Consider the following 3,941-nt stretch of genomic DNA (forward strand, 5'->3'; position numbering starts at 1 on the left):
GGGTTGTGGGGGACTGCGTAGCATCGTCCGGAAGCGATCTGCTTGACCGGTCATCGTTTTGATAATTGTATACTATCTACAATTAGAAGAAAGGGGTAGTGGTCGATGGTGACAATATGCAGGCCGCATGCCGGCAGGCCCACGTAACGTGAATCAAGCGGCTCTGGCTTCACCCGCGGCCTCGATCTGCCGGTAGGCGAAGCCCGCCAGCGCCACGTCTTCCAGTCCCACGCCCACGGACTTGTAGATCAGGATGTCCGTGTCATTGCCGCGCGGCTTCACGCTGCCGGTCACCACATCGGCTAGCTCGACGACCTTGTCGGCCGGCAGCACGGCGGGATCCGCCAGCACGATGTCCCCGGCCTCGCGCATGGATTGGGGGCGCCACTCCACTACCAGCCGGGCCGCGCGGGAGAGCGCCACGTCGTCCAGCTCGCGGGTGTGCGGCAGGCTGGACCCGATGGCCGCGACGAAGGCGCCGGGCTTGAGGGAATGGCCGGAGAACAACGGCGTGGTGGAGCGCGAGGCCGTGACCACGATGTCGGCCTGGGCCACGGCCAGGTCCGGCTCGGCAAGGTCGACCGGGATGCCGCAGTGCCGCGCCAGGCGCTCGGGCATGGCGGCATCGGCATACGGGTCGGACAGCAGGATGCGCTTGAGCGGCAGGGCGGCGGCGAGCTGCCGGGCATGCTGCACGCCTTGCGTGCCGGCGCCGAAGAGCGCCAGCACTTCGGCTCCCGGCCGCGCCAGGTGCCGGGCGGCCAGCACCGAGCAGGCAGCGGTGCGCAGCCGGGTGATCGCGCCCGCATCGAACGATGCCAGCGGCCGGCCGTCCTCGGTGGAGAAGATCAGGATGACAAAGGAAAACTGTCCTTTGATGGTGGTGTAGACCTTGGCGCCGGCCACCTGCTGCTCGGGAATCACCGCGCCCAGCGTGGACAGCTTGACGCCGCCGGCCTCGGTACGGATACGCTCCTGCATGGCGGCCTTGCCTTGGCCGAAGCTGCGGAAAGCGTCCAGCATCACTTGCTGGGCGTCAGCGGGGCTGACGTGGCGGTCGATCATCTCATCGGTGATATGCAGCATGGTCTGTTTCCTGGCGTAGCGGGAATGGAGGGGAGCGTAGGGTCTAAGGTGAGGCGAGGTGTGGCGTCAGGCGGGCAGGGCGAGCTTGACCAGTACGCCAATGGCGCCGGCCGTGCACAGCGCCAGCAGCAGCTTGCGCACGGCCTTGGCCGAAAAGCGGTTCTTGAGGTGATTGGACACCGCAAAGCCGATCAGCAGCATGGGCGACAGGCTCAGGCTGAGCCACAGGTCCACCAGCCCGAAACGGCCGGCGGCAGCCAGCATGGCTAGCGAAAACGCCGCACCGGCGCACAGGATGCAGCCGATGGTGGCGCGCAATTGCGGCGGCGGCAGGTGCTGCATGACGATGGCAAAGGGCGGCGCGCCCGCCGAGGTGACCGTGCCCATGAAGCCGGAGGCGGCACCCGCCACCGCCATGTTCAGGCCGGATGCCTGCACCCGCCAGCCCAGCAGGCTCAGCGACACTGCAGCCAGGATCGACAGCGCGAACACCAGCGCCAGCACTTCGGCTGGCAGTTGCGTCATCGCCGCCACCGCCACCACCGTGCCCGCCGCACGGCCAGCCAGCGCATTGCCCGCCGTGCGCCAGGCAATGGCACGGAACTCGCGTATCGCACCCAGCAACGAGACCAGCCCGCCCATGGCCAGCAAGGGGCCCGGGGCCAGTTGCGGGAAAAACAGCACGGCCACCGGCGCCGACACCATCGAGAAGCCGATCCCGCCCACGCCTTGCAGGCAGGCGCCGCACAGGATCAGCGCACCCATCAGGCCGAATTGCCAGGCGGTGGTGCCGGCGGGAAGAAGGGTGGAAAGTGTCATGGCGGCTTGGATTGAAGTCAGGGATCGCACGCTGCGCCATCGGCGATGGCATATTGATGGTGCGATTAATTGGTATACAGTCTACATAAAATTCAAGTGGAAGACATCTTGAATAGGCCGAATGGACGCCGCTGGCTCGCAAAAGGTGCCTGCCATCCCTGTTTTAGCGCGAAAAATAAGGGTTTGCACCAGATTGGGTGGATTCCCTAGTCCCGGTAGATTTCGCTTGTTTTGATGCAGATCAAGAATATAGTATACGTTCATGGGGCAGCCATAGCCCCGCAAGACAAAAACGATGGTCTCTACAGATAAAGATCCAAGGGGAATACATGCAACACGAAGCGGTGATTGGCGCAGCACACTGGATCTACCTGGCAGGCGTGGCGGTGATCGTCCTGACCATGATCCTGCGAGCCAATGTGGTCGTGCCGTCGATTCTGGGTACGTTTCTGGTGGTGTTCGCGCTGACCGGTAGCCCGGTCTCGGCGCTGGGAGGCATTTTTTCGGCAAGCCTGGTGGCGGCCAAGGAGTTGTTCAACATCTTCCTGGTCATCGCTTTCATGACGGCGCTGCTCAACTCGCTGAAGACGCTGCGCTCGGATATCCGCATGGTGGAGCCGTTCCGGGTGGTGATGAAAAACGGCCATTCCGCGTTCTTCATCCTGGCCGGCATTACCTACGTGATTTCGCTGTTCTTCTGGCCCACGCCGGCGGTGCCGCTGGTCTCGGCCATCCTGCTGCCGGCAGCGATCGCGGCTGGCCTGCCGCCGCTGGCGGGCGCCATGGCCATCGCGATTGCGGGGCAGGGCATGGCGTTGTCGTCCGACTATGTGATTGGCGTGGCGCCGGGGATCAGCGCCAAGGCAGCCGGCGCCGCGGTCAGCGCGGTGGTGGTCGCTGATCGCGCGCTGGTACTGTCGATCATTACCGGCGCCATCGCGCTGACCCTGGCCTATCTGTCGATGCGCAAGCACATCGTGCCTGCCAGCGGCGCCTTGCTGACCCATTGGCAAGCGCGCGCGGGCGGCGCCGTGGAAAAGGCCGAGCACGCAGGCACCTTCGACAAGGCCGAGATCGCGCGCGGCACCGAGCACGACGAGCCACTCGTCACCGATGCCAATATCGAGCGCAGCCTGGCCATGGTGGCGCTGCGCCGCGTCAAGTGGTCGAAGTGCTTCGCGGTGGTGACGCCGCTGGCCTTCCTGGCGGTGGTGGCCGTGATGGTGCTGCCGAAGATGGGTTCGGGCCTGCCGGAGTTGAAGGGCGGCGATGCGGCCGCGCTGGTTGGCGGCGTTGCGGCGCTGCTGATGATGCTGGCCACGCTGGCGGCGGAAGGCCCGCGCAAGATGCTCGATGTGTGCCCCGAGCACATCACCGATGGCTTTGTCTTCGCCTTCAAGGCCATGGGCTCGGTGCTGCCAATCGCCGGCTTTTTCTTTGTCGGCGCCGGCGAGACCGCGGCGCAGATCCTGGGCGTCAGCGCCGACAAAGCCCCCAGCCTGCTGTTCGAGCTGATCCAGGCTTACCAGCACATGATTCCGGATAACCATGTGCTGGTGGCGTTCGGCGTGCTGCTGGTGGGCATGATCACTGGCATCGACGGCTCGGGTTTTGCCGGCTTGCCGCTGACCGGCACGCTGGCCGGCGCGCTGGGCCCGGTGGTGGGATTCGATTCCGCCACGCTGGCGGCAATCGGGCAGATGGGCGCGGTGTGGACGGGCGGCGGCACGCTGATCGCATGGTCCTCCCTGATTGCGGTGGCCGGATTTGCCCGGGTGCCGGTGCTCGATGCGGTGCGCGCCTTGCTGTTGCCGGTGCTGATCGGGCTGTGCGTATCCACCGTTTGCGCCATGTTCCTCTGGCGCTGAACCTGTCGCACTGAGCGGCAAGAAGCGAGGCCATCCGTGCCTCGCTTTTTTATTCCTGAAGCGCGAATACTCTCTTCACAAAAACAGTAGATAGTATACAATCTACATAAAGGTATCGGATGGCACGGCTAAAGCCACCCGGACCACGCTACGCAGTCCCCACAACCT

General features: G+C 64.9%; 3 protein-coding genes. 1 reads left to right on the forward strand and 2 read right to left on the reverse strand.

Going from position 1 to position 3,941, the window contains the following annotated elements; genetic code table 11:
• Positions 1 to 153: 153 nt before the first annotated feature.
• Positions 154 to 1,086: an ornithine cyclodeaminase family protein gene (locus AC1RQK_RS40305; protein ID WP_492815232.1), complete on the reverse strand. Its 933-nt coding sequence runs from the start codon at positions 1,084 to 1,086 to the stop codon at positions 154 to 156.
• 66 nt (positions 1,087 to 1,152) lie between these two features.
• Entirely contained in the window at positions 1,153 to 1,905 is a 753-nt protein-coding gene (locus AC1RQK_RS40310) for a sulfite exporter TauE/SafE family protein (RefSeq protein WP_492815234.1), read from the reverse strand.
• Positions 1,906 to 2,234: 329 nt separating this feature from the next.
• Here AC1RQK_RS40310 and AC1RQK_RS40315 point away from each other — a divergent pair, with 329 nt between their 5' ends.
• Positions 2,235 to 3,773 (forward strand): hypothetical protein, encoded by a 1,539-nt coding sequence (locus AC1RQK_RS40315; protein ID WP_492374650.1) that lies wholly within the window; start codon positions 2,235 to 2,237, stop codon positions 3,771 to 3,773.
• The last annotated feature ends 168 nt before the right edge of the window (positions 3,774 to 3,941 follow it).

It is taken from the genome of Cupriavidus sp. GW822-FHT02D05 (assembly GCF_058802485.1).

Coding starts and splice junctions, on each gene's coding strand:
- AC1RQK_RS40305 (WP_492815232.1), bottom strand. CDS start 1,086: ATGCTGCATATCACCGATGAGATGATCGACCGCCACGTCAGCCCCGCT.
- AC1RQK_RS40310 (WP_492815234.1), bottom strand. CDS start 1,905: ATGACACTTTCCACCCTTCTTCCCGCCGGCACCACCGCCTGGCAATTC.
- AC1RQK_RS40315 (WP_492374650.1), top strand. CDS start 2,235: ATGCAACACGAAGCGGTGATTGGCGCAGCACACTGGATCTACCTGGCA.